Here is a 22,993-nt window from a genome sequence, read left to right as displayed (position 1 = left end):
CTGTCGCCGGGCGTCGGCCACAGCGCAGTGCGTCGCTCACGAAGGAGTGAAGTCCATGTCCCAGAACGCCCTGGATGCCGCATCGACCGCCGTCGGACCCGTGAACCGCCGGTCCTTCCTCAACCTCGTCGCGCTGGGAGCGGGCGCCGTCGGCGTCCCCTCCCTGCTCACGGCGTGCACCTCGACCGCCCCGGCCGGTCCCGTCGAGGGCGGCGGCACGGTCAGCTCGGACGTCCTGCCGTCCTACGTCCCGATCGAGTACGTCGCGCCGGACTTCCCCGGGGTCAACGGCTCCACCGCGGGCTATGCGGCGATCCCGGACGAGCTCGTCACCGCCTTCGAGGCGCCCCCGGCATCGGGAGGGACCTACACGGCGATGACGCCGCTGTGGAGCGCGATCCCGAAGATCGACGGCAACCCGTACTTCGAGGCCGTCGGCGCGGCGATGGGCGCCACCATCGACTTCCGGATCTCCGACGGCAACACCTACGGCGACAAGCTCGCGGCCGTGCTGGCCTCCGAGAAGGACGTGCCGGACTGGGTCTGCATCCCCACGTGGAACGTCCCCCCGCGCTTCGGCCAGGCCGTGGAAGCGCTCTTCGAGGACCTCACGCCCTACCTCTCCGGCGACAACATCACGAGGTACAAGAACCTCGCCAACCTCCCCACGGACGCCTGGCGCTACTGCGTCTTCAACGACAAGCTCTACGGCCTGCCCTTCCCCGGCGAGGTGATCCAGAACGCCACCTTCCACCGGGCCGACATCTTCGCCGAGCTCGGTGTCACCGAGCAGCCCCGGGACGCCGAGGAGTTCATCGAGCTCGCCAAGGAGCTCACCGACCCGGACAAGAACCGCTGGGGCTCGGCCGACCAGTGGGTGGCGGCCAACATGATGTTCGCGGTGCCGCCCCAGAACAACTGGAAGCTCGCCGACGACGGCTCGCTGGTCAGCCGGATGGAGTCGGAGGAGTACCGGGCGGCGCTCGACTGGCAGGCCCGGCTGTACGCGTCCGGCGCCGTGCACCCGGACGCCGTGGCGGACAAGGCCGAGGAGATCAAGCCGCTGTTCGAGGCCGGCGAGATCGTGATCGCGACCGACGGAGTCGGAGGCTGGCACGAGTCGCTGGGCCGGGTCCTGCCTGGCAACCCGGACTTCGACCCGCGGCCGTTCGCCCCGATCGCGCACGACGGCGGCACACCGGTGGTGTGGAAGGGCGCGCCGGCGAACATCTTCTCGTTCCTGAAGAAGCGCGAGAACAAGGCCGAGATCGAGGAGCTGCTCGCCGCCGCCGACTTCCTCGCCTCGCCGTTCGGCACCACGGAGTACCAGCTCATCAACTACGGCGTCGAGGGCGAGCACTACACCCTGGACGGTGACGGGCTGCCGGTCCCCACCGAGGCGGCCGCCACCGAGGTGGCGCAGTCGTACATCTTCCTCGTGGACCCGCCCGTGGTGAACACCAAGGTGCAGTACCCGGGCTTCGTCGAGGCCTACTGCACCTGGATGGCCGACGCCAGCCAGTACGTCACCGAGCCGCTGTTCTACGGTACGCAGATCACCGAGCCGCAGCGGTTCGCCTCGTTGAACGCCCCGTTCGACGACCTGGAGAAGGACATCGCGCGTGGCCGCAAGACCCTCGCGGACCTCGACGAGGCCGTCGAGACGTGGCGGTCCTCCGGCGGTGACGAGCTGCGCGCCTTCTACCAGGACATCCTGGACAAGCAGTGAGCGTGCACGTCAGCCCCCGCCGGGGGCACCCGCCCCGGGGACCGGAGCCGGCCACGACGACGGACGGCGGGCGCGGGCCGGGACGGCCGGCCGCGCCCCCGCGGCCGGCTCCCGGCAGGCGCCGGAAGGTGGCGTTCCGCACGCGACTGCGCCGCGACGGGGCCCTGCTGCTCATGACGCTGCCGGCCGTGGTGCTGCTGGCGGTGTTCGCCTACGTGCCGATGCTCGGCAACGTCATCGCCTGGCAGGACTACTCGCCGTACACGGGCTTCCTGAACAGCCCGTTCGTGGGCTGGTGGAACTTCGAGCGGGTGTTCACCAACCCGCTGTTCCTCGACGCGGTGGTCAACACGCTGATCATCTCCGCGTTCCAGATCGTCCTGTTCTTCCCGGTGCCGATCGCGCTGGCGCTGCTGCTGCACAGTGTGCTGTCCCCCGCCGTACGGACCACCATCCAGTCGATCGTGTACCTCCCGCACTTCTTCTCCTGGGTGATCGTCGTGACGATCTTCCAGCAGATCTTCGGCGGGGCGGGCTACGTGGCCGGCCGGCTGCGCGAGGCGGGCTCGGCCGGGTTCGACCTCATGACCGACCCCGACACGTTCTACCTGCTCATCACGGCACAGGTCGTCTGGAAGGACGCCGGGTGGGGGATCATCATCTTCCTCGCGGCCCTCAGCACCGTGAACCCGAACCTGTACGAGGCGGCCGTGGTCGACGGCGCGAACCGGTGGCGGCGCATGTGGCACGTGACCCTGCCCGCGCTGCGGCCGGTGATCGTGCTGCTGCTGATCCTGCGCCTCGGCGACTCGCTCACGGTGGGGTTCGAACAGCTCATCCTGCAGCGCAACGCGGTGGGGGTGGGGGTGTCCGAGGTGCTGGACACGTTCGTGTACCACCAGGGCGTCATCAACGGCGACTGGGCGTTCGCGGCGGCCGCCGGCCTGGTCAAGGGCATCGTTTCACTGGTCCTGGTGCTCGCGGCCAACAGGGTGGCCCATGTCTTCGGGGAAGCGGGGGTGTATCAGCGTGCTGAGCGCTAGTGCGTACCGGAAGTTCGTGCGGGGCGGGAACCGCCCCGTCTGGGAGGAGGACCCGAACCCGGCAGGGCTGGCCGTGAAGGCACTGGTCCTGGTGGCGATCGTGGCCGCGGTGCTCTTCCCGCTGTACACGATCGTGCTGACCAGCCTGTCCTCGCAGGCTGACGTCACGCGCGCAGGCGGGCTCGTCACCGTGCCCGGGACGCTGTCCCTGGCCGCCTACGAGCAGATCCTGTCCGGAGGGATCGTCACCCGGGCCACCCTGGTGTCGATCGGGGTGACGGCGGTCGGGACCGTGCTGTCGACCGTGGTCTCCATCCTCGCCGCCTACGGGATGAGCAGGCCGGGATCGCTGTGGCACCGGCCGATCCTGTTCGTCTTCCTCGTCACCATGTTCTTCGGCGCCGGGATGATCCCCACGTACCTGCTGGTGAGCAATCTCGGGCTGATCGACTCCTACTGGTCGCTGATCCTGCCGACGGCGGTCTCGGCGTTCAACGTGCTGATCCTGCGGTCGTTCTTCATGGGGATCGACCGCGAGATCCTCGATGCCGCGCGGGTCGACGGGGCGAACGACTGGCTGGTTCTGGGCCGGATCGTGCTGCCGATGTCGAAGGCTGCGATCGCGGTCGTCGCCCTGTTCTACGGGGTGGGCTACTGGAACGCGTTCTTCAACGCGATGCTGTACATCAACGACAACGCCAAGTGGCCGCTGCAGCTCGTGCTGCGCTCCTACGTGCTGCAAGGAGTGACGCTGCCCGGCAGCGGGACCGGTCAGGTCGACGTGGACGACGGTGCCGTGACCGGGCTGCCGGTGAAGATGGCGGTGCTGGTGCTCGCGGTGATCCCGGTGCTGCTCGTGTACCCGTTCGTGCAGCGCCACTTCACCAAGGGCGTGATCCTCGGGGCCATCAAGGGGTAGGCGGCGGCCTGACGGCGGGTGGCGCCGCCGTCAGCCGTCGGCGGCGGGCCCGGGGGTGGAGCTCTCCCGCTCGGTGAGCACCGGAGCGAGCAGCCGCGTCTCGGACGGCTGATCGCCGTCGAGCCGGGTCATCACCATGTCGACCGCGACCCTGCCGATGTCCTCGGCGGGCAGGTCGATGCTGGTCATCGGGATGCGCTGGGCCAGGGCCACGTCCTTGGGGCAGACCGCGACCACGGCCATGTCGGTGCCGACCGCGATGCCGCGCTCGGCCAGGCGGGACAGCACGTGGGGGAGGGCGCCCTCGTTGTGCACGATGATCCCGGTGGTGTCGGGCGCGGTCGCCAGCAGCGTGTCCACCGCCTGCGAGGCGCCCGACGGCGAGGAGTCGCAGGCCTCCACCCGCACGGTGACGTCGGAGGCCTGGGCCTGGCTGCGCAGCCCGCGCATCAGCCGTTCGGCGTACGAGGTGTGCCGCCGCAGCACCTCGGGCGGTGAGCCGATGAGTGCGACGTCGGTGTGTCCCGTCGCGGCGAGGTGCCGGACGGCGAGCCGGCCGGCGGCCTCGAAGTCGAGGTCGACGCAGCTGAGGCCCTCCGGGTCCTCCGGAAGCCCGACGAGCACGGCCGGCTGCTTGGCGGCGGCCACCAGGGGAACGCGCGGATCGTCCGCCTCGATGTCCATCATGACCAGGGCGTCCACCATGGAGCCGCCGGTCACCCGGTCCAGGCCGCTCACGTCGTCCTGGGTCAGCAGGAGAACGTCGTGCTCGAAGTCACGGGCGCGGGTGACGACGCCCGTGACGAACTGCATGATCACCGGGACGTTCACGCCGACGCGCAGGGGTGCCATCAGCGCGATGACGTTGGTGCGGGCCGAGGCCAGGGCCCGCGCCCCCGCGTGCGGGCGGTAGCCGAGCTTCTCGATGGCGCGCTCGACGCGTGCGCGGGTGGGCCCGGAGATGGGCCGTTTGCCCGACAGCACGTAGGACACGGTCGAGGCCGAGACTCCGGCTGTCTTGGCGACGTCGTCGATCGTGGCCACGGTGCTCCTTCAGGTCGGGTGCCGCGGTGCCCGGCGGGGCGGCAGGTCGTGTGCTCGGCACATGCCGGCACATCAGTGTGCCTCATGGTAGGGAAGCGCTTCGATGGAATGCTAGCGAAATTCGCCAAGGATGGCACTGGACATGAGTCCCTGCCTACAGCTAGCGTGTTGAATCGCTTCGACGATCCCGTCGAGGCGATGAGCCAGACACCGACGTCCGGACAGGAGGGTGACGATGCCGACGACCGAGGGGTTCGACGCGCTCGTGGCCGACGGCGGCATCCGCTTCGGTGGGGACTACAACCCGGAGCAGTGGCCGCGCGACGTGTGGCACGAGGACGCGCGCCTCATGCGGCAGGCCGGCGTCAACCTCGTGACCGTGGGCGTCTTCAGCTGGGCGACGTACGAACCGGAGCCCGGTGCCCGCGACCTCGGCTGGCTGGACGACGTGCTCGGACTGCTCCACGAGCACGGCGTCGGCGTGGACCTGGCGACCCCCACGGCCTCGCCACCGGCCTGGCTGGGCGTCCGCCACCCCGAGACCCTGCCCGTCGACGCGGACGGCGTGCGGCTCGTGGCCGGCTCCCGGAACCACTTCAGCCCCGCCTCGCAGGTCTACCGCGACGCGGCCCTGGCCATCACGCACGACCTCGCCGAGCGCTACGCGGCCCACCCGGCGGTCCGCATGTGGCACGTCGGCAACGAGCTGGGCCAGGTCTGCTACGGCCGCGAGGCGGCGGGGCGGTTCCGCGCCTGGCTGCGTGCCCGCTACGGCGACATCGACGGCCTCAACGAGGCCTGGGGAACCACCTTCTGGTCCCAGCGCTACGCCACGTTCGACGAGATCCTGCCGCCCCGCCGCATGCCCTACCACCCCAACCCGACCCAGTCGCTGGACTGGCGCCGGTACTCGTCCGACCTGCTGCTGGAGATCTACCGCGAGCAGCGCGACGCGATCCGCGCCGCCGGCGCCACCCAGCCGGTCACCACCAACCTGATGGGCTTCTTCCCGCTCGTCGACTACGCCACCTGGGCCGCCGAGCTCGATGTCGTGGCCGACGACGCCTACCCCGACCCGGCCGACCCGCACGCCCCGTCGTCGTCCGCGCTGGGGCAGGACCTGATGCGCTCGCTGCGCGGCGGCGAGCCGTGGATCCTCATGGAGCAGGCCGCCGGAGCGGTGAGCTGGCGGCCGCACAACCTGCCCAGGTCGCCGGAGCGGTCGCGGCTGGAGTCGCTGCAGGCGGTGGCCCGCGGAGCGGACGGGATCTGCTTCTTCCAGTGGCGGGCCTCGCGCGCGGGAGCCGAACGCTTTCACTCCGCGATGCTTCCCCACGCCGGGCCCGACACCCTCGCCCACCAGGGGATCCGCCGTCTCGGCGCGGACCTCGCCCGCCTGCGGCCCGTCACCGGCGGGCGCGTCCCCGCGCGCGTGGCCCTGCTGTGGGACTGGCCCTCCTGGTGGGCCGCCACCGAGCCGGCCGGGCCCACCGACCGGCTCGACCCGCTCGAGCAGCTCCGCGCCTGGCACCGCGTCCTGTGGACCGACGGCGTGGCCGCCGACGTGGTGCGGCCCGGAACAGACCTGGCCGCGTACGACGTCGTGCTGGTGCCCAACCTGTTCATCCTGGACCCGGTCGGCGCCGACCTCCTGGCCGGAGCGGTCGAGCGGGGCGCGAACCTCGTCGTCGGGCCCTTCAGCGGCGTCGCCGACGGCAACGCGCACGTGCGCACCGGCCGCTTCCCCGTGCTGCTCGCCGGCCTGCTCGGCGTGAGCGGCGAGGAGTGGGCCCCGCTGCCGGACGGCGGCGTGGCCCTGCACCCCGCGGGTGGCGCGACCGTCCTGGGCGAACGCCTCCGGACCGACGGCGCCGACGTACTCGCCACCTTCGCGTCCGGGCACCTCGCGGGCAGTCCCGCGATCACGCGGCACACGCCGCCGGACGGCGACGCGTCCCGCCGCGGCACCGCCTGGTACCTCGCCACCGTGCCCGACGGCGACACCCTCGCCACGGTGCTGCGCGCCGCGGTGGAGCAGGCGGGGGTCGAACCCTTGCTGCCCGGCCTGGCCGCCCTCAACGCCCGGCGGGACCCCGGGGACGAGACCGAGGCAGTGCGCCGCGGCGACGTCCTGTTCCTGCTCAACCACTCCGGCGAACCGGCACGCCTCGACGTGCCGGGGACCTGGACCGACCTGCTCACCGGCACGACCGTGTCGGGCGAGACGACCGTGGGACCGACCGACGCGGTGGCACTGCTGCCTGCCGACGCCGGGCACCCGGCCCCGCGGTTTCGCGAACAAGGAGATAGGCAATGAACCACAAGCGCACGACGGCCGTCGTGGGGACCGTTCTCGCGGGCGCCCTGGCCCTGACCGGCTGTACCGGTCAGGCCGCAGGCGGCGGCGACACGGACGACAGCACGCTGACGATCTGGCACTACGAGAACGACGACTCGGCGATGGGCAAGGCGTGGGCCGAGGCCATCCGGATCTTCGAGGAGGAGAACCCGGACGTCACGGTCGACGTCGAGAAGCAGACGTTCGAGCAGATCCAGAAGAACGCCAAGATCGTCCTCACCGGTGACGACGTGCCCGACGTCATGGAGTTCAACAAGGGCAACGCCACCGCGGGCCAGCTCGCCGCCCAGGGACTCCTGACCCCCCTGACCGACCAGGCCGCCGAGCGCGGCTGGGACAAGACGCTGACCGGCTCGCTGGCGACCACCGCGCGGTACGACGAACAGGGCCTCATGGGCTCCGGCGACTGGTACGGGGTGCCGAACTACGGCGAGTTCGTGGGCGTCTACTACAACAAGGACATGTTCGCCGAGCTCGGTCTCGCCGAGCCCACCACCCTCGACGAGTTCGAGGACGTGCTGGCCGCCTTCAAGAAGGAGGGCATCACCCCCCTGGCCGAGGCCGGCGCCGAGTACCCGCTGGGCCAGCTCTGGTACGAGCTCGTGCTCGCCTACGGCGACCGGGACCTGGTGGACGACTACCAGCTCTTCGCGAACGACGTCGACTTCCACGACCAGGCGATGACTCAGGCCACCGAAAAGCTCGACGAGTGGATCGACAAGGGCTACATCGCCTCCGACTCGGCGGCCCTCACGGCCGAGGACATGGGCGTCTCGTTCATCGACGGCACGTACCCGATCATGGTCAGCGGCTCCTGGTGGTTCGGCCGCCTCGCGTCCGAGGTCCAGGCGGACTGGGGTCAGTTCAACTTCCCCGGCAACGCCCTGCACCCGGGCTCGTCGGGCAACCTGTGGGTCGTGCCGGCCAACGCGGACTCCCCGAGCCTGGCCGAGGAGTTCATCGACATCACGCTGCGCCCCGAGGTGCAGAACGTGCTGGCCACCGAGGGCGGCCTGCCCGTGGCGGGCGACCCGTCCGTCATCGACGACGAGCGCACCCGCGAACTCACCGAGAACTTCCAGGCGATCCTGGACGACGACGGCCTCGCCTACTACCCCGACTGGCCGGTGCCCGGCTACTACGACGTGATCGTCAGCCAGCTCCAGTCCCTGGTCAACCGGTCCAAGACACCGAGCGAGGTGCTGGACGGGCTGCAGAGCGCGTACGACGAGGGCAAGGCAGACCTGCTCGATGGCTGAGAGCGTCCTGACGGCACGGCGCTCGCGGGCCCGGCGGCGCCCGCGAGCACCGCGCCGCGCCCGGGCGGCCTGGGTGGGCTATCTGCCCTACCTGCTGCCCGGCGCGGTCGCGTTCGCCGTCGTGATCGGCTACCCGCTTCTCACGAACGTGTACTTCAGCCTGTTCAAGTGGCGCGGAGGCATGGCGCCGCTGCGCTGGAACGGGCTCGGCAACTACGCGGACCTGATGGGCGACGACCAGTTCTGGACGTCGTTCGGCAACTCCGTGGCGATGATCGTCGCGATGGTGCTCGTGCCCACGCTCGTCGGGCTGCTGCTCGCGGCGGTGCTGTTCGACTACCTCGGACGGCGGTTCGGCGAGCGGGTCTCCTCGGTGCTGCGGGCCACCTACTACCTGCCGCAGATCCTGCCCGTGGCCGTGGCCGGCGTGCTGTGGAACTGGATCCTGAACTCCCAGACCGGCGCGCTCAACGAGATCCTGCGCGGGATGGGCATGGACTCCCCGCCCAACTGGCTCGGCGACCCCGCCACCGCGCTGCCGTCCGTGATGCTCGTGCTGATCTGGATCCAGATCGGCTACCCGGTGGTCATCTTCATGGCGGCCCTGCAACGCGTGGACCCGGAGCTGTACGAGGCGGCCGAGCTGGACGGCGCCGGCTGGTGGCACCGGTTCCGGGCCATCACCGTGCCCCAGATCCGGCCGGAGACCTTCGTGGTCACCCTGACCTGCACGGTGGCGGCCCTCAAGGTGTTCGCCCCCATCTACGTGCTGACGCGCGGCGGCCCGGAGAGCTCCACGCTGGTGCCGAGCTACTACTCCTACCTGAACTTCTTCGACAAGTCCCACGTCGGGTACGGAGCCGCGATCGCCACGGTGCTCACGCTCGTGATCGTCGCGGTGGCCGTGATCATCCTCGGGCTGCAGAGCCGGGCGGAACGGCGTGAGCGAGAGGGGATCTGACATGGCTGTCGCCACATCCGTGCGCGCGCCCCGCCTGCGCCTGCGTCACTCCGGCATCGACTCCCGCTACCGGCGTGGGGCCGGCCGCTGGCTGGTGCTTGCCGTGGCCGTTCTCGTGGGGCTCGTGATCCTCGCGCCGTTCGGCATCATGCTGCTCAACGCGGTCAAGTCGCCGCAGGACTACTCGGCGAACGGGCCGTTGTCCCTGCCGTCGAGCATCTACCTCGACGGGGTGGTGGCCTTCTGGGAGCGCACCGAGTTCCCGGTGAAGCTGTGGAACTCCGTGTTCATCTCGGCCGTCGTGGCCGTGCTGGGCGCGCTGCTGTCGCTGCTCAACGCCTACGCGATCGGCATCGGGCGGGTGAAGGGGCGGCTGTGGATCGTCACGCTGTTCCTGCTGGCGAACATGCTGCCGCAGGAGGCCCTGATCTACCCCCTGTTCACGATGGCGCAGTCCGTGGGCCTATCCAACTCGCAGTGGTCGGTGATCATCATCTTCACCGTCATCCAGTCGGCGTTCGGCACCTACCTGCTGTCCTCGGTACTGGGCACGTTCCCGCCCGCGCTCCTGGAGGCCGCCGCGCTCGACGGCGCGAGCCGGTGGCGCATCCTCTGGCAGGTGGTCTTCCCGATCATGCGCCCGACCCTGTCGGTCCTGATGATCTTCTTCTTCATCTGGACCTGGAACGAGTTCTTCATCCCGCTGGTCATGCTCACCACCAACGACACCCAGACCATCCCGATCGCCCTGGCCTCACTGCAGGGCGACCGGATGATGGACGCCCCCACCATCAACGCGGGGACGCTCGTCTCCCTCGTGCCCGCCGTCGTGTTCTTCCTCATCTTCCAACGCACCCTGACCCGGGGCGTGACCGCCGGGGCGGTCAAGTGACCGCGTCCGGCCCGTTGGACCACGACCCCGACCACGATCAAGCGAGGTATCAGCCATGAGATTCACCGACGGCTACTGGGAGCTTCGACCCGGCGTCGACATGCTTCGCCCGCGCGACGTCGACGCGGTGGAGGCCGGCGCGGACACGCTCACCGTGTACGCGCCGACCGCGCCGATCACCCGGCGTGGCGACACCCTCAACCGTCCGGTCGTGACCGTGACGTTCGACGCCCCGGCCGACGACGTGATCGGCGTGCGCATCGAGCACCACCAGGGCCGCCGTGATCCCGGGCCGCACTTCGCGGTCCACCGGGAGCCGGCGGTGGTCAAGATCGTCACACCCGACACCCTGGGCGACGGCCCCGCCGAGTTCACCTCGGGCGGCCTCACCGCCCGTGTCGCCACGGACGGCCCGTGGCAGGTCGACTTCGTGGCCGACGGAGAGGTGCTCACCACCTCCTCCGCCCGGAGCATCGGCGTCGCGACGACCCCCGAGGGCGACTTCGTGCACGAGCAGCTCGGTCTCGGCGTCGGCGAGCACGTCTACGGTCTCGGCGAGCGGTTCGGCGCGTTCGTGAAGAACGGCCAGAGCATCGACATCTGGAACGAGGACGGGGGCACGGCGAGCGAGCTGGCCTACAAGAACGTGCCGTTCTACCTCACCGACCGCGGTTACGGCGTGTTCGTGGCCCACCCCGAGCGGGTGTCGTTCGAGGTGGGAACCGAGGTCGTCAGCCGCACCCAGTTCTCGGTTCCGGGCCAGTCGCTCCAGTACTACGTGATCCACGGGCCCACCCCGGCCGACATCCTGCGGCGCTACACGTCCCTCACGGGACGGCCCGCCGTCGTCCCGGCCTGGTCCTACGGCCTGTGGCTCTCCACCTCCTTCACCACGAGCTACGACGAGGCCACCGTCACCAGCTTCATCGACGGCATGGCCGAGCGTGACATCCCGCTGTCGGTGTTCCACTTCGACTGCTTCTGGATGCGCCAGTTCCACTGGTGCGACTTCGTCTGGGACCCGGCCACGTTCCCCGACCCCGAGGGGATGCTGGCCCGGCTGCACGACCGCGGGCTGAAGGTCTGCGTGTGGATCAACCCCTACATCGCCCAGCGCTCCCACCTGTTCCGCGAAGGCGCTGAGAAGGGCTACCTGGTGACCACCCCGGACGGCGACGTCTGGCAGTGGGACAAGTGGCAGGCCGGCATGGCGCTGGTCGACTTCACCAACCCCGACGCCGTCGCCTGGTACCAGGGCAAGCTGCGCGTGCTGCTGGACCAGGGCGTGGACTGCTTCAAGACGGACTTCGGGGAGCGTGTCCCCACCGACGTCGTCTGGCACGACGGGTCCGACCCGCAGCGCATGCACAACTACTACGCCCAGCTGTACAACCAGGCGGTCTTCGACCTGCTCGAGCAGGAGCGCGGGCGCGGGGAGGCCGTGCTGTTCGCGCGGTCCGCGACCGCAGGCGGACAGTCCTTCCCCGTGCACTGGGGCGGTGACTGCGAGTCCACGTTCGTGTCCATGGCGGAGTCCCTGCGCGGCGGCCTGTCGCTGTCACTGTCCGGGTTCGGCTACTGGAGCCACGACATCGGCGGGTTCGAGGGCACGCCGGATCCGGCGGTGTTCAAGCGGTGGACCGCGTTCGGCCTGCTCTCCTCGCACTCGCGTCTGCACGGATCCGACTCCTACCGCGTGCCCTGGGCGTTCGACGACGAGGTCGTCAGCGTGCTGCGCCGGTTCACCCGGCTGAAGATGTCACTCATGCCGTACCTCGGCCAGGCGTCCGCCCAGGTGGACCGCGACGGCACTCCCGTCATGCGCGCCATGGTGCTGGAGTTCCCGGGCGACCCCGCGGCCGCCACCGTCGACACCCAGTACATGCTCGGCGACAGCCTGCTCGTGGCACCGGTGTTCCGCTCCGACGGGCGGGTGAGCTACTACCTGCCCGAGGGGGAGTGGAGCCCGCTGCTCCCGGCGCTCGCCGACGGCCCCGCCGACACGGCGCCCGCGACGGTCCGCGGCTCACGGTGGGTCACCGAGGAGCACGGCTTCGACTCTCTGCCACTGCTCGCTCGGCCGGGCGCGGTCGTCCCGGTGGGCGCGCACGACCACCGGCCGGACTACGCCTGGGCCGAGGGCGTCACGCTGCACTGCTTCGAGCTCCCCGACGGGTACGAGCGCGAGGTCGTCGTGCCAGGCGGGACCGGGCGGCCCGCGCGGTTCACCGTGCGGCGGACCGGCGACACGGTGAACGTGAGCTCCACCGACGCGCCCGCCGGATGGGGAGTCGAGGTCGCCGGTCGTGGCGCCCGCGCGGAGGGTCCCGGCGAGGTGGTGATCCCCGTGGCCGGGTGACCCTCCGGAGCGCGTGCCGCCTATCCGGCCGGTGCGTCCAGGTCCGTGCCACCACGGAGCACGGCGGCACGGGCCGGGGCGCCCGCCGGCCGCGGGGGACCGGCGGGCACGTGCAGGGGCTCCGGAGGCACGACCACGTCGTACCGGGTGCCGAAGCCGGAACGCGGCGGGTGCGTGGCCTCCGCGTGCCGGTAGGTCACCATCGGTGTGGTCAGAATCGCGTCGATCGCCGCGGCCAGGGCCGCCTCCACTGCTGACATCCTGCACCCCTCCATCGCCCCGCTGTCGTAAACATGTTCGAAGATACCCGCACACCTCCATCCCCGCCAGCCGGTTTCCCCCTCCGGCGGTCGCGGGTGACGATAGATCCGGTGGCCGACATCGACGACGGCGATGCCGCTGCCCGACGAAGAAGTTCGACATCGATTTCACGGAGACACACATGGCGACACCGAGCGACGCCCGTACCTTCCCCGGCGACTTCACCTGGGGATCGGCCACGGCCTCCTACCAGATCGAGGGCGGCGTGACCGAGGGCGGCCGTGGCCCGTCGATCTGGGACACGTTCTCCCACACCCCGGGCAAGACCCTGAACGGCGACACGGGCGACGTGGCCGACGACCATTTCCACCGGTGGCGCGAGGACGTGCGACACATCGCAGACCTCGGCCTGGACGCCTACCGGTTCTCGATCGCCTGGCCGCGCGTGCAGCCGTCCGGTAGCGGCGACTTCAACGCGGAGGGCATCCGGTTCTACTCCGACCTCGTGGACGCCCTGCTGGAGGCCGGCGTCAGGCCCGTCGTCACGCTGTACCACTGGGACCTGCCGCAGGAGCTCCAGGATGCGGGGGGCTGGACGAACCGCGCCACGGTCGAGGCGTTCGCCGCCTACGCGCGCCGGATGGCCGAGGAGTTCGGCGACCGCATCGACGTCTGGACCACGCTGAACGAACCCTGGTGCACGGCACTGCTCGGCTACGGCTCGGGCGTCCACGCCCCCGGGATCAGCGACCCGGTCGCCGCCCTGACGGCGATCCACCACCTCAACCTCGCCCACGGCCGGGCGGTGCAGGAGATCCGCGACGTCCTGGGCGCCGCGGCGAAGGTGTCGATCACGCTCAACCTGCATGTCGTACGGCCCGACGACCCGTCGTCGGACCTCGACCTCGCGGCCAGGCGCAAGGCGGACGAGATCGCCAACGAGTCGTTCCTCGGGCCCCTCCTGGAGGGGGCCTACCCGGCGGGGCTGCTCGAACGAACCGCCCCGCTCACCGACTGGTCGTTCGTGCACGACGGCGACCTGGACATCATCAGGCAGCCGCTCACCGTTCTCGGGGTGAACTACTACTCCACCGCCCGGGTGCGGGCCTGGTCGGGCGAGGGGGAGCGGCAGCAGGCGGACGGCCACAAGGACTCCGCGGGTACCCCGTGGATCGGTGCCGAGGACGTCGAGTTCCTGCCCCAGCCGGGCCCCTGGACGGCGATGGGCTGGAACATCGAGCCGGCCGGCCTCACCGACCTGCTCGTCGAGCTGCACGAGCGCTACCCGGACCTGCCGCTCATGGTGACCGAGAACGGCGCGGCGTTCGACGACGAGGTCACGGTCTCCGGCGGTGTGGCGCGCGTGCACGACCCGCGTCGCGTGCGGTACCTGCACGACCACGTCGAGGCGCTGGGCAGGGCGCGCGACAAGGGTGCGGACGTGCGCGGCTACTTCGCCTGGTCCCTCCTGGACAACTTCGAGTGGGCCTACGGCTACGACCGCCGCTTCGGCATCATCCGGGTCGACTACGACACCCAGGAGCGCATCTGGAAGGACTCCGCCCACTGGTACCGCAGGCTGGTGGCGACGGGCGTGCTTCCGGAGGTGACCGACGTCGAACCCTGATGCCGGCGGACCGGCCGCACCCGGGGTCCCGCCTGGGGCGGGCCCGATGCCGGGCGGCGGGTGGTCGTGGTCCTCGCGCGATCGTCGTGCGTCGGTAACCTTCCAGAATGAACGACCTCGCGCCCGCGCTCGACGAGCTCCTGGACCGTGCCCGCCGCCACTCCCGGGTCCCGGCGCTCGCCGCCGCGGCCGGGCGTGGCGGCGAGCTCGTCTGGGAAGGGGCCGTGGGAAGCGCGAGCCTTCCTGCCGGGCCGCACGCCGGCGAGCCGGCGGACGCGGACGGTGCGCCCGGTGAGCCGGCGACACCCGGCCATGCCTTCCGCATCGGGTCGATCACCAAGCCGATGGTCGCCGTCGCCGTGCTCCGGCTCGTGGAGGAGGGGCGCGTGGCGCTCCCGGACCCGATCGGCACGCACGTCCCGGACGCGCCCGCCGGCGATGCGACGGTACGCCAGTTCCTGACGCACACGAGCGGGCTGCCGGCGGAGCCTCCGGGTCCGTGGTGGGAGCGCGCCGGCCACGGGCCGTGGGAGGACCTGGTCGCGTCCGCCCCGCAGCCGCTCTGGGATCCGGGCGACCGCTACCACTACTCGAACACGGGCTTCGCGGTGCTGGGCAGGCTGGTCGAGGTGCACCGCGGGCGCGCGTGGGACGAAGTGCTGCGCCAGGAGCTGTGGACGCCGCTCGGGATGACCGCGACCGGCCGTGCGCCGGCCGGGCCGGCCGTCACGGGGTACGCGGTGCACCCACACGCCGGGCTCGTGCACGACGAGCCCGTGGCCGCCTACGGCGCCCTGGGTCCCGCGGGCGAGGTGTGGTCGACGGCGGCCGACCTCGTGCGCTTCGGCATGTGGCTGACGGGCCGGGGGCCGGACGTCGCGGCGGACGGCCTCGTGCTGTCGCGCGAGCTGCGGGAGCTCATGGCGGTGCCGCGTGTCGTCGCGGACGATGCCGGGCCCGGCGGAGGGCCGTGGGAGACCTCCCACGGCCTGGGGGTGCGCGTGCGGCAGGACGGCGACGTCCGGACGGTCGGTCACGGTGGCTCGGTGCCGGGCTTCACGGCGGACCTGCGTGCCGACCCGGTCTCGGGCGACGTCGTGGCGGTCTGCGGGTCGTCGACGGCCGGATTCGGCGGTGGCGGACCGTTCCTCCGGGTGATGCGGGACGAGCCCGGGCACGTGGGGCGCCCGGTCGGCGAGGGCCCTCCGGGCCACGGCGCGTCGCAGGACCGTGGCGAGGTTCCGCTCGACGTGCTCGGCACCTGGTACTGGGGTCCGGCTCCGTTCACGGTGAGCCTGGAGGGGCCGGGGCGCCTCGTCCTGCGGTCGGCGGACGAGGGGGGGCGGGGGACGGCGTTCACGCGACCTGGTGGCGGGCCCTGGACCGGCGTCGACGGCGGGTACTGGCTGGGGGAGCGACTCGTGCCGGTCGAGCGCGACGGCACGGTCGTCGCGCTCGACGTCGGCACGTTCTGTTTCACGCGGATGCCGTACGATCCGGATGCCGACCTGCCCGGTGGGGCGGGTGGATGGCGGCCGGCCCCTCTGGAGTGAGACACGCCCAGGCAGGTGCGACACGCCGGGAGTTCAACTCGGATTCGCCTGGTGTTGGCGGGCGGTTAGTCCTTTTTGTCGGGCACGACTCCGGGTGTCGCTCCCTGTCGGGCAGGCCGTCCGTGCGTCCCGTGCGGGGGCTCCGACGGGTCCCGGTGTGTCGTTGCCGAGCAGCGTGTGACGGGCCCGGACGGGCGGCCCGCGGGCTTCCGGGAGGCGCCTCCGGGGTGTCGGCGGATCCCCGTGACACCATGGTCGGCGAGCGGAATCCGGCGATCGGGTGTAGACGCCGCGCCGGTCCGTGGCCGGTGTCAACCACAAGATGTGGTTGTCGAGCAGGTGTCAGACGCTAGGTGTAGTGTTTTCCGTAGCGGGGCAAGCACGGCTCCGCGCAAACCACATCGGTGTAGTTCCACCGGTGTTCTTCGAGGTCATCGGCATCCAAGGGGAGGGGCGGGCATGAGCGTCACCGTCTACAGCAAGCCGGCGTGCGTCCAGTGCGACGCAACGTACCGCGCACTCGACCGCAAGGGCATCGAGTACTCGGTCGTCGACATCACACAGGACACCGACGCGCTCGAGATGGTCCGCGGCCTCGGGTATCTCCAGGCGCCCGTCGTGGTGGCGGGAGACACCCACTGGTCGGGCTTCCGCCCGGACCGGATCATGGCGCTCGCCGCCGCGCAGGCGGTCGTCGCCTGACACCCGCGAAGGCAGGGTCGGAGTGATGGGATCCCTGGTCTACTTCTCCAGCGTCTCGGAGAACACGCACCGTTTCGTGAAGCGCCTCGGGCTCGAGGAGCTGGAGATGGCGGTGCGCCGGATCCCGCTCCGCCCGGCCGACGGGTTCCTGCAGGTCGACGAGCCGTACGTCCTGGTGGTCCCCACCTACGGTGGGGGCAACGAGGGCGGGGCCGTCCCACGGCAGGTTCGCAAGTTCCTGAACGACGAGCGCAACCGGTCGTTCATTCGCGGCGTCATCGCCGCAGGCAACACCAACTTCGGGGCTGCGTACTGCATCGCCGGGGACATCATCGCTGCCAAGTGTGGCGTCCCGTACCTGTACGCCTTCGAGCTCCTGGGCACAGCGCAGGACGTCACGCGCGTCCGCAACGGATTGGCACGATTTTGGCAACAGCAACCACAGAACCCGCCCCGGCAGGTACCGCTCTCGGCGTGAGCGCGGTGGCGCCGGAGGAGACCCAGCCGGACTTCCACGCGCTCAACGCGATGCTGAACCTGTACGGCACGGACGGGAAGATCCAGTTCGAGAAGGACCGCGAGGCGGCCCGTCAGTACTTCCTGCAGCACGTCCTGCCGAACACCGTCCAGTTCGAGACGCTGGAGGCCAAGCTCGACCACCTCGTCGAGCACGAGTACTACGACCCCGAGGTGCTCGGGAAGTACTCCCGGGCGTTCGTGAAGGCGCTGTTCCAGCGCGCGTACAGCAAGGACTTCCGGTTCGAGACCTTCCTCGGCGCGTTCAAGTACTACACCTCCTACACGCTCAAGACGTTCGACGGGACCAAGTACCTCGAGCGCTTCGAGGACCGTGTGACCATGGTCGCCCTCGGTCTGGCCGACGGCGACGAGGCACTCGCCGAGCACATCGTGGACGAGGTGGTCGCGGGACGGTTCCAGCCGGCCACGCCGACGTTCCTCAATGTGGGCAAGGCTCAGCGCGGTGAGCCCGTGTCGTGCTTCCTGCTGCGCATCGAGGACAACATGGAGTCGATCGCGCGAGGCATCAACTCCGCCCTGCAGCTGTCCAAGCGTGGTGGCGGTGTGGCGCTGCTGCTCAGCAACGTCCGCGAGCACGGCGCGCCGATCAAGCACATCCAGAACCAGTCGTCGGGTGTGATCCCGGTGATGAAGCTGCTGGAGGACTCGTTCTCCTACGCGAACCAGCTCGGTGCACGCCAGGGCGCGGGTGCGGTGTACCTGCACGCGCACCACCCGGACATCATGCGGTTCCTCGACACCAAGCGAGAGAACGCGGACGAGAAGATCCGTATCAAGACGCTCTCGCTCGGCGTGGTCATCCCGGACATCACGTTCGAGCTCGCCAAGAAGAACGAGGACATGCACCTGTTCAGCCCGTACGACGTCGAACGCGTCTACGGCAAGCCGTTCGCGGACGTCTCGATCTCCGAGAAGTACGACGAGCTGGTGGCGGACGAGCGCATCCGCAAGACCACGATCAACGCGCGGGACTTCTTCCAGACGCTCGCGGAGCTGCAGTTCGAGTCCGGCTACCCGTACATCATGTTCGAGGACACGGTGAACGAGGCGAACCCGATCGCGGGCCGTATCACCCACTCGAACCTGTGCTCCGAGATCCTGCAGGTCTCGACGGCCTCGACCTTCAACGAGGACCTGTCCTACAGCGAGGTCGGCCGCGACATCTCCTGCAACCTCGGCTCGCTGAACATCGCCAAGGCGATGGACTCGCCCGACTTCGGTGCCACGATCGACACCGCGATCCGGGCGCTGACGGCGGTCAGCGACCAGACCAGCATCGAGTCCGTCCCGTCGGTGCGCCACGCCAACGAGCTGGGGCACGCGATCGGGCTGGGGCAGATGAACCTGCACGGCTACCTCGCGCGTGAGCGCATCTACTACGGCTCCGACGAGGGCGTCGACTTCACGAACATCTACTTCTACACGGTCGCCTATCACGCGATCGCCGCCTCGAACCGGCTGGCGAAGGAGCGCGGGAAGGCGTTCGGCGGGTTCGAGGAGTCGAAGTACGCGACCGGGGAGTACTTCGACAAGTACACCGACCAGGAGTGGAAGCCGGCCACCGGGCGCGTGACGCGGCTGTTCGCGGACGCCGGCGTGCGGATCCCCACGCAGGAGGACTGGAAGGCTCTCAAGGCGTCGGTGATGGAGCACGGTCTCTACAACCAGAACCTGCAGGCGGTCCCGCCGACGGGTTCGATCAGCTACATCAACAACTCCACGTCCTCCATCCACCCGGTGCCGGCCAAGGTCGAGATCCGCAAGGAGGGCAAGCTCGGTCGCGTCTACTACCCGGCGCCGTACATGACGAACGACAACCTGGAGTACTACCAGGACGCGTACGAGATCGGCTACGAGAAGATCATCGACACCTACGCGGCGGCGACGCAGCACGTGGACCAGGGGCTCAGCCTGACGCTGTTCTTCCCGGACACCGTCACCACCCGTGACGTGAACAAGGCGCAGATCTACGCCTGGAAGAAGGGCATCAAGACCCTGTACTACATCCGTCTGCGTCAGATGGCGCTGGAGGGAACCGAAGTGGAGAACTGCGTCAGCTGCATGCTCTGACGCCCTGGGAGGGTGCGTCCGCGTCTGCGCGGGCGCACCCGGACCGACCATGAACAACCTGGCCGCAGCCGTCGTACATGCCCGGCGGAGCCGCCGTCGTACATCGGAAGAAGAACGAAGATGTCGCCCACAGGGAAGCTCAAGCTCATCGATCGCGTGTCCGCGATCAACTGGAACCGCCTGGAGGACGAGAAGGACCTCGAGGTCTGGGACCGTCTGGTCGGGAACTTCTGGCTTCCCGAGAAGGTGCCGGTGTCGAACGACATCCAGTCCTGGAACACGCTGTCGGAGCCGGAGAAGCTCATGACCACCCGGGTGTTCACGGGCCTGACGCTGCTGGACACGATCCAGGGCACGGTCGGGGCGGTCTCCCTGATCCCGGACGCGCTGACGCCGCACGAGGAGGCGGTGTACACGAACATCGCGTTCATGGAGTCGGTGCACGCCAAGAGCTACTCGTCGATCTTCTCCACACTGCTGTCCACGCCGGAGATCGACGACGCCTTCTCCTGGTCGGAGAACAGCCCGCACCTGCAGAAGAAGGCCGAGATCGTCCTGGAGTACTACCGGGGCGACGAGCCGCTGAAGCGCAAGGTCGCCTCCACCATGCTGGAGTCGTTCCTGTTCTACTCCGGCTTCTACGCACCGATGTACTGGTCCAGCCGGGCCAAGCTGACCAACACGGCCGACCTGATCCGCCTCATCATCCGTGACGAGGCCGTGCACGGGTACTACATCGGCTACAAGTACCAGAAGGGTCTGGAGCAGCTCACGCAGCCCGAGCAGGACGAGCTCAAGGCGTACACGTTCGAGTTGCTGTTCGAGCTGTACGAGAACGAGGCGGAGTACACCGAGTCCCTGTACGGCGAGCTGGGCCTGGTCGACGACGTCAAGGCCTTCCTGCGCTACAACGCCAACAAGGCCCTGATGAACCTGGGCTACGAGGCGTTGTTCCCGAAGGAGGACACGGACGTCAACCCGGCCATCCTCGCGGCCCTGAGCCCGAACGCGGACGAGAACCACGACTTCTTCAGCGGTTCGGGTTCGAGCTACGTCATCGGCAAGGCCGTCGAGACCGAGGACGACGACTGGGACTTCTGAGTTCTCTTGGACCCGGTAGCCCGGAAGGGCTGGTGAGGGGCCCGTAACCGCAGGATTCTGCGGTTCCGGGCCTTTCTGCGTGCCGATGGCGACAGGTGCGAACAAGGGCGAGGGCCGATCGACCTTGCTTGCGAGGGACAACTAAAGGATCGCTGGATGTAACATACATGGAGTGACCCTTGATCGTGAGTTCTTCGGGCGTGACCGCATCCTGGCCGACCTCTCGCGGCGTCTCGACGCGGTGAGTCGGCGTGGCAGGGGGCAGATTCTCGCGGTCCGGGGGCGTCGCCAGGTCGGCAAGTCCACGCTGTTGGAACACTTCGTCCAGAGCGCCGACGTCCCCTATGTGTTCACGACCGGGAGATACGGGGCCGCTATACGGCAACAGATCGATGGTGCAGACCGTGCGCTGAGCGAGTCTCGAAGGCCCCTGCCTGACCTCGATCTGATCGCATCGAGTTCGGCCAGGAGCTGGGAGGACTGGCTGACCCGGCTGGCAGTTTCCGCTCGGTCCGGACCGGTCGTCGTCGTTCTCGACGAGTTCCCGTGGCAGACGGCCGCGGACCCGTCGCTCGAAGGCGTGCTTCAGGTCGTGTGGGACCGTGTGCTGGAGAAGTTGCCGGTTCTTCTGGTGCTCGTCGGCTCGGATGTCGCGATGATGTCGCGCCTCACCGAACACGATCGGCCGTTGTTCGGTCGCGTCCGTCCACTCGTGGTGCCGGCGCTGAACCTCGCGGAGGCCGCTCAAGCGCTTCCCGGCTGGGAACCGACAGGGGTGATCGACGCCGCCCTGGTAACCGGCGGCTACCCGCGCCTGCTGGCCGATCTTGCCGACAGCGGCAGGGCGACCGTCCAGCACTACGTCCACGACGGCTTGCGGGACCCCTATTCGCCCCTTGTCACCACGGCTCGTCTGACGCTGGACGCCGAGTTCCCCAGCCCGCAGGACGCCACGCGCGTCCTGGCGGCGATTGGCGCGGACGAGACCGCCAATCCCGGGTTCAACGACATCCTGGGAACGATCACGAACGAGGGGGAGGGGCAGAGCGCTCGTACGGCTACGACCCGGGCGCTCAAGATACTGACCGAGATCAAGGGGCTGATCGAACGCGAGCAGCCCGCGCTGGCGAAGCCCAGCAGCAAGCTGCGGCGCTACCGGATCACGGATCCATACCTGAGGTTCTGGTACCGCTACGTGGAATCGTCTCTCGACCAGATCGAGCGCGGCCGCGCCGATCTTGCCGTCGCACGGTTCGACCGCGACTGGTCGAGCTGGCGCGGCCGTTCCGTGGAACCGCTCGTGCGCGACTCGCTGGTTCGTCTTGCCGCCACGGACGAGCGGCTGGCAGGCATCCAGCGGTTCAGTCCGTGGTGGAGAAGGGCGCGCAAGGGGGAGCCGGATGTCGAGGTCGATGTGGTCGGTACCGATCGCTCGACCCCGCTCCTGGTCGGTTCCATCAAGTGGCGGCCGGGAGGAAGAATCGCGCCGCAGGAGGTCGCCGAGCTGCGAGCCCATCGCGCCCTGATTCCTGGAGCCGACAACGCCATGCTTGCTGCGATCACGCCGGAAGGCCTTCAGCCCGAGGGGGTCGACATCGCCCTGGGCAGCCAGGACCTGGTGGAGGCCTGGTCGCCTGACGTGGACGGCTCAACTCCGATGGGCCGGTGAACCGGTCGGCGCTCGGCGTCCGCGCCTGATCAGAAGGCTGGACCAACGATCAGCAGATCTGTATGCCCCGACCGGCCACGCGCCCCCTACCGCGCGGGCACCTCGCGCCGCGCCCACTCCTGGAAGCTCGTGGCCCCACGGCCCAGCACGCGCTCGACGCCGTCGCTGAGATAGGCGTCCTCGCCTCGGCGGATGCCGCGGAGCATCGCGGCGCGCCAGGGGATGTAGCCGGCAGGTGTTCCGGCCTCGGCCAGGCGTCGTTCGTGGGCGTCGTCGGCCTCGTCCTCGAACCGCACCGGCGCGCCGGCCGCCTCGGAGAGAACGGCGGCGGCCTCGTCGAACGTCAGGGCCGCGGGCCCCGACAGCGCGAGGACCTGACCGGCCCACGTCGCCGGATCCCGCAGCACGGCCGCCGCGACCTCGGCGATGTCCTGGACGTCCACGAACGGTTCGGCGCCGCTCCCGACAGGGGCCACGATGCGGCCGTCCGCGTCCGGGACGAACATCGCCTCGGTGAAGTTCTGCGCGAAGTGCGAGGGACGCAGGATCGTCCAGGCCACGGGACCAGCCTGGAGTGCGGCCTCGGCGCGCGCGACCACACCGTCGGGCAGGAACTCCACACCGCGGGCGGACAGGAGGACGGCGTGCCGCACACCGCGCTCCGCCGCGGTGGCCAGGAAGTCGGACAGGAGGGGGCTCCAGTCGGTCGCGGAGCCGGGCCCGACGACGAACACACCGTCGACGCCGGTCAGGGCGGTGGCCCAGGTGGACCGGTCGTGCCAGTCGAACCGCGGTGTGGTGGAGCGACCGGCGGCGCGGACCACGTGCCCACCGCCGGTGAGAGTGCGGGCGAGGCGGCGGCCGGTCTTGCCGGTGCCGCCGAGGATCAGGAAGGTTGTCATGCC

General features: G+C 69.8%; 18 protein-coding genes. 15 read left to right on the top strand and 3 right to left on the bottom strand.

Going from position 1 to position 22,993, the window contains the following annotated elements; genetic code table 11:
• Positions 1-55: 55 nt before the first annotated feature.
• From HGK34_RS05905 to HGK34_RS05895, 3 genes are all read left to right on the top strand, one after another.
• Complete coding sequence (locus tag HGK34_RS05905; protein WP_201845657.1) at positions 56-1,729, top strand: type 2 periplasmic-binding domain-containing protein; 1,674 nt, start codon at positions 56-58, stop codon at positions 1,727-1,729.
• Positions 1,730-1,857: 128 nt separating this feature from the next.
• The gene (locus HGK34_RS05900; protein WP_307815810.1) at positions 1,858-2,772 is read left to right on the top strand and encodes an ABC transporter permease; all 915 of its coding nucleotides are present in this window, start codon (positions 1,858-1,860) and stop codon (positions 2,770-2,772) included.
• On the top strand, positions 2,759-3,691 hold the full coding sequence (locus HGK34_RS05895) for a carbohydrate ABC transporter permease (RefSeq protein WP_307815809.1): 933 nt from the start codon (positions 2,759-2,761) through the stop codon (positions 3,689-3,691). Before HGK34_RS05900 ends, HGK34_RS05895 begins: the two co-directional genes overlap by 14 nt.
• A gap of 30 nt (positions 3,692-3,721) precedes the next feature.
• Here the strand turns inward: HGK34_RS05895 and HGK34_RS05890 are convergent, their stop codons facing one another.
• The gene (locus HGK34_RS05890) at positions 3,722-4,735 is read right to left on the bottom strand and encodes a LacI family DNA-binding transcriptional regulator (protein WP_201845655.1); all 1,014 of its coding nucleotides are present in this window, start codon (positions 4,733-4,735) and stop codon (positions 3,722-3,724) included.
• A gap of 235 nt (positions 4,736-4,970) precedes the next feature.
• Here HGK34_RS05890 and HGK34_RS05885 point away from each other — a divergent pair, with 235 nt between their 5' ends.
• From HGK34_RS05885 to yicI, 5 genes are read left to right on the top strand one after another with little or no spacing between them, the layout of a single operon-like run.
• Entirely contained in the window at positions 4,971-7,052 is a 2,082-nt protein-coding gene (locus tag HGK34_RS05885; RefSeq protein WP_201845654.1) for a beta-galactosidase, read from the top strand.
• Positions 7,049-8,353, top strand: a complete 1,305-nt coding sequence (locus HGK34_RS05880; protein ID WP_201845653.1) for an ABC transporter substrate-binding protein — start codon at positions 7,049-7,051, stop codon at positions 8,351-8,353. The genes HGK34_RS05885 and HGK34_RS05880 overlap by 4 nt, the downstream gene beginning before the upstream one ends.
• Entirely contained in the window at positions 8,346-9,314 is a 969-nt protein-coding gene (locus HGK34_RS05875; RefSeq protein ID WP_244666463.1) for a carbohydrate ABC transporter permease, read from the top strand. Before HGK34_RS05880 ends, HGK34_RS05875 begins: the two co-directional genes overlap by 8 nt.
• A gap of 1 nt (position 9,315) precedes the next feature.
• Complete coding sequence (locus HGK34_RS05870; RefSeq protein ID WP_201845652.1) at positions 9,316-10,206, top strand: carbohydrate ABC transporter permease; 891 nt, start codon at positions 9,316-9,318, stop codon at positions 10,204-10,206.
• Between the two features lie 55 nt (positions 10,207-10,261).
• Entirely contained in the window at positions 10,262-12,565 is a 2,304-nt protein-coding gene (yicI, locus tag HGK34_RS05865; RefSeq protein ID WP_201845651.1) for an alpha-xylosidase, read from the top strand.
• 20 nt (positions 12,566-12,585) lie between these two features.
• On the opposite strand, the gene HGK34_RS05860 is transcribed toward yicI, so the two are convergent.
• The gene (locus HGK34_RS05860) at positions 12,586-12,825 is read right to left on the bottom strand and encodes a hypothetical protein (RefSeq protein ID WP_201845650.1); all 240 of its coding nucleotides are present in this window, start codon (positions 12,823-12,825) and stop codon (positions 12,586-12,588) included.
• 182 nt (positions 12,826-13,007) lie between these two features.
• On the opposite strand from HGK34_RS05860, the gene HGK34_RS05855 reads away from it, so the two are divergent.
• From HGK34_RS05855 to HGK34_RS05825, 7 genes are all read left to right on the top strand, one after another.
• On the top strand, positions 13,008-14,453 hold the full coding sequence (locus tag HGK34_RS05855; protein WP_201845649.1) for a GH1 family beta-glucosidase: 1,446 nt from the start codon (positions 13,008-13,010) through the stop codon (positions 14,451-14,453).
• 107 nt (positions 14,454-14,560) lie between these two features.
• Entirely contained in the window at positions 14,561-16,006 is a 1,446-nt protein-coding gene (locus tag HGK34_RS05850) for a serine hydrolase domain-containing protein (protein ID WP_201845648.1), read from the top strand.
• A gap of 459 nt (positions 16,007-16,465) precedes the next feature.
• Positions 16,466-16,708, top strand: coding sequence for a glutaredoxin-like protein NrdH (nrdH, locus tag HGK34_RS05845; RefSeq protein ID WP_201845647.1), 243 nt, complete (start codon positions 16,466-16,468; stop codon positions 16,706-16,708).
• A gap of 25 nt (positions 16,709-16,733) precedes the next feature.
• The gene (gene nrdI, locus HGK34_RS05840; RefSeq protein WP_201845646.1) at positions 16,734-17,186 is read left to right on the top strand and encodes a class Ib ribonucleoside-diphosphate reductase assembly flavoprotein NrdI; all 453 of its coding nucleotides are present in this window, start codon (positions 16,734-16,736) and stop codon (positions 17,184-17,186) included.
• Positions 17,183-19,318 (top strand): class 1b ribonucleoside-diphosphate reductase subunit alpha, encoded by a 2,136-nt coding sequence (nrdE, locus tag HGK34_RS05835; RefSeq protein WP_201845645.1) that lies wholly within the window; start codon positions 17,183-17,185, stop codon positions 19,316-19,318. The genes nrdI and nrdE overlap by 4 nt, the downstream gene beginning before the upstream one ends.
• Positions 19,319-19,438: 120 nt before the next feature.
• On the top strand, positions 19,439-20,419 hold the full coding sequence (gene nrdF / locus HGK34_RS05830) for a class 1b ribonucleoside-diphosphate reductase subunit beta (RefSeq protein ID WP_201845644.1): 981 nt from the start codon (positions 19,439-19,441) through the stop codon (positions 20,417-20,419).
• Positions 20,420-20,591: 172 nt separating this feature from the next.
• Positions 20,592-22,088 (top strand): ATP-binding protein, encoded by a 1,497-nt coding sequence (locus HGK34_RS05825; protein ID WP_201845643.1) that lies wholly within the window; start codon positions 20,592-20,594, stop codon positions 22,086-22,088.
• A gap of 86 nt (positions 22,089-22,174) precedes the next feature.
• Here HGK34_RS05825 and HGK34_RS05820 read toward each other — a convergent pair whose 3' ends face one another.
• Positions 22,175-22,990 (bottom strand): NmrA family NAD(P)-binding protein, encoded by an 816-nt coding sequence (locus tag HGK34_RS05820; RefSeq protein WP_201845642.1) that lies wholly within the window; start codon positions 22,988-22,990, stop codon positions 22,175-22,177.
• Positions 22,991-22,993: the final 3 nt, after the last annotated feature.

This window comes from Myceligenerans indicum (assembly GCF_016742955.1).
Classification (GTDB): domain Bacteria; phylum Actinomycetota; class Actinomycetes; order Actinomycetales; family Cellulomonadaceae; genus Myceligenerans; species Myceligenerans indicum.
This window is presented reverse-complemented; position numbering and strand designations above follow the sequence as displayed.

Coding starts and splice junctions, on each gene's coding strand:
- HGK34_RS05905 (WP_201845657.1), top strand. CDS start 56: ATGTCCCAGAACGCCCTGGATGCCGCATCGACCGCCGTCGGACCCGTG.
- HGK34_RS05885 (WP_201845654.1), top strand. CDS start 4,971: ATGCCGACGACCGAGGGGTTCGACGCGCTCGTGGCCGACGGCGGCATC.
- HGK34_RS05880 (WP_201845653.1), top strand. CDS start 7,049: ATGAACCACAAGCGCACGACGGCCGTCGTGGGGACCGTTCTCGCGGGC.
- HGK34_RS05875 (WP_244666463.1), top strand. CDS start 8,346: ATGGCTGAGAGCGTCCTGACGGCACGGCGCTCGCGGGCCCGGCGGCGC.
- HGK34_RS05870 (WP_201845652.1), top strand. CDS start 9,316: ATGGCTGTCGCCACATCCGTGCGCGCGCCCCGCCTGCGCCTGCGTCAC.
- yicI (WP_201845651.1), top strand. CDS start 10,262: ATGAGATTCACCGACGGCTACTGGGAGCTTCGACCCGGCGTCGACATG.
- HGK34_RS05860 (WP_201845650.1), bottom strand. CDS start 12,825: ATGTCAGCAGTGGAGGCGGCCCTGGCCGCGGCGATCGACGCGATTCTG.
- HGK34_RS05855 (WP_201845649.1), top strand. CDS start 13,008: ATGGCGACACCGAGCGACGCCCGTACCTTCCCCGGCGACTTCACCTGG.
- HGK34_RS05850 (WP_201845648.1), top strand. CDS start 14,561: ATGAACGACCTCGCGCCCGCGCTCGACGAGCTCCTGGACCGTGCCCGC.
- nrdH (WP_201845647.1), top strand. CDS start 16,466: ATGAGCGTCACCGTCTACAGCAAGCCGGCGTGCGTCCAGTGCGACGCA.
- nrdI (WP_201845646.1), top strand. CDS start 16,734: ATGGGATCCCTGGTCTACTTCTCCAGCGTCTCGGAGAACACGCACCGT.
- nrdF (WP_201845644.1), top strand. CDS start 19,439: ATGTCGCCCACAGGGAAGCTCAAGCTCATCGATCGCGTGTCCGCGATC.
- HGK34_RS05820 (WP_201845642.1), bottom strand. CDS start 22,990: ATGACAACCTTCCTGATCCTCGGCGGCACCGGCAAGACCGGCCGCCGC.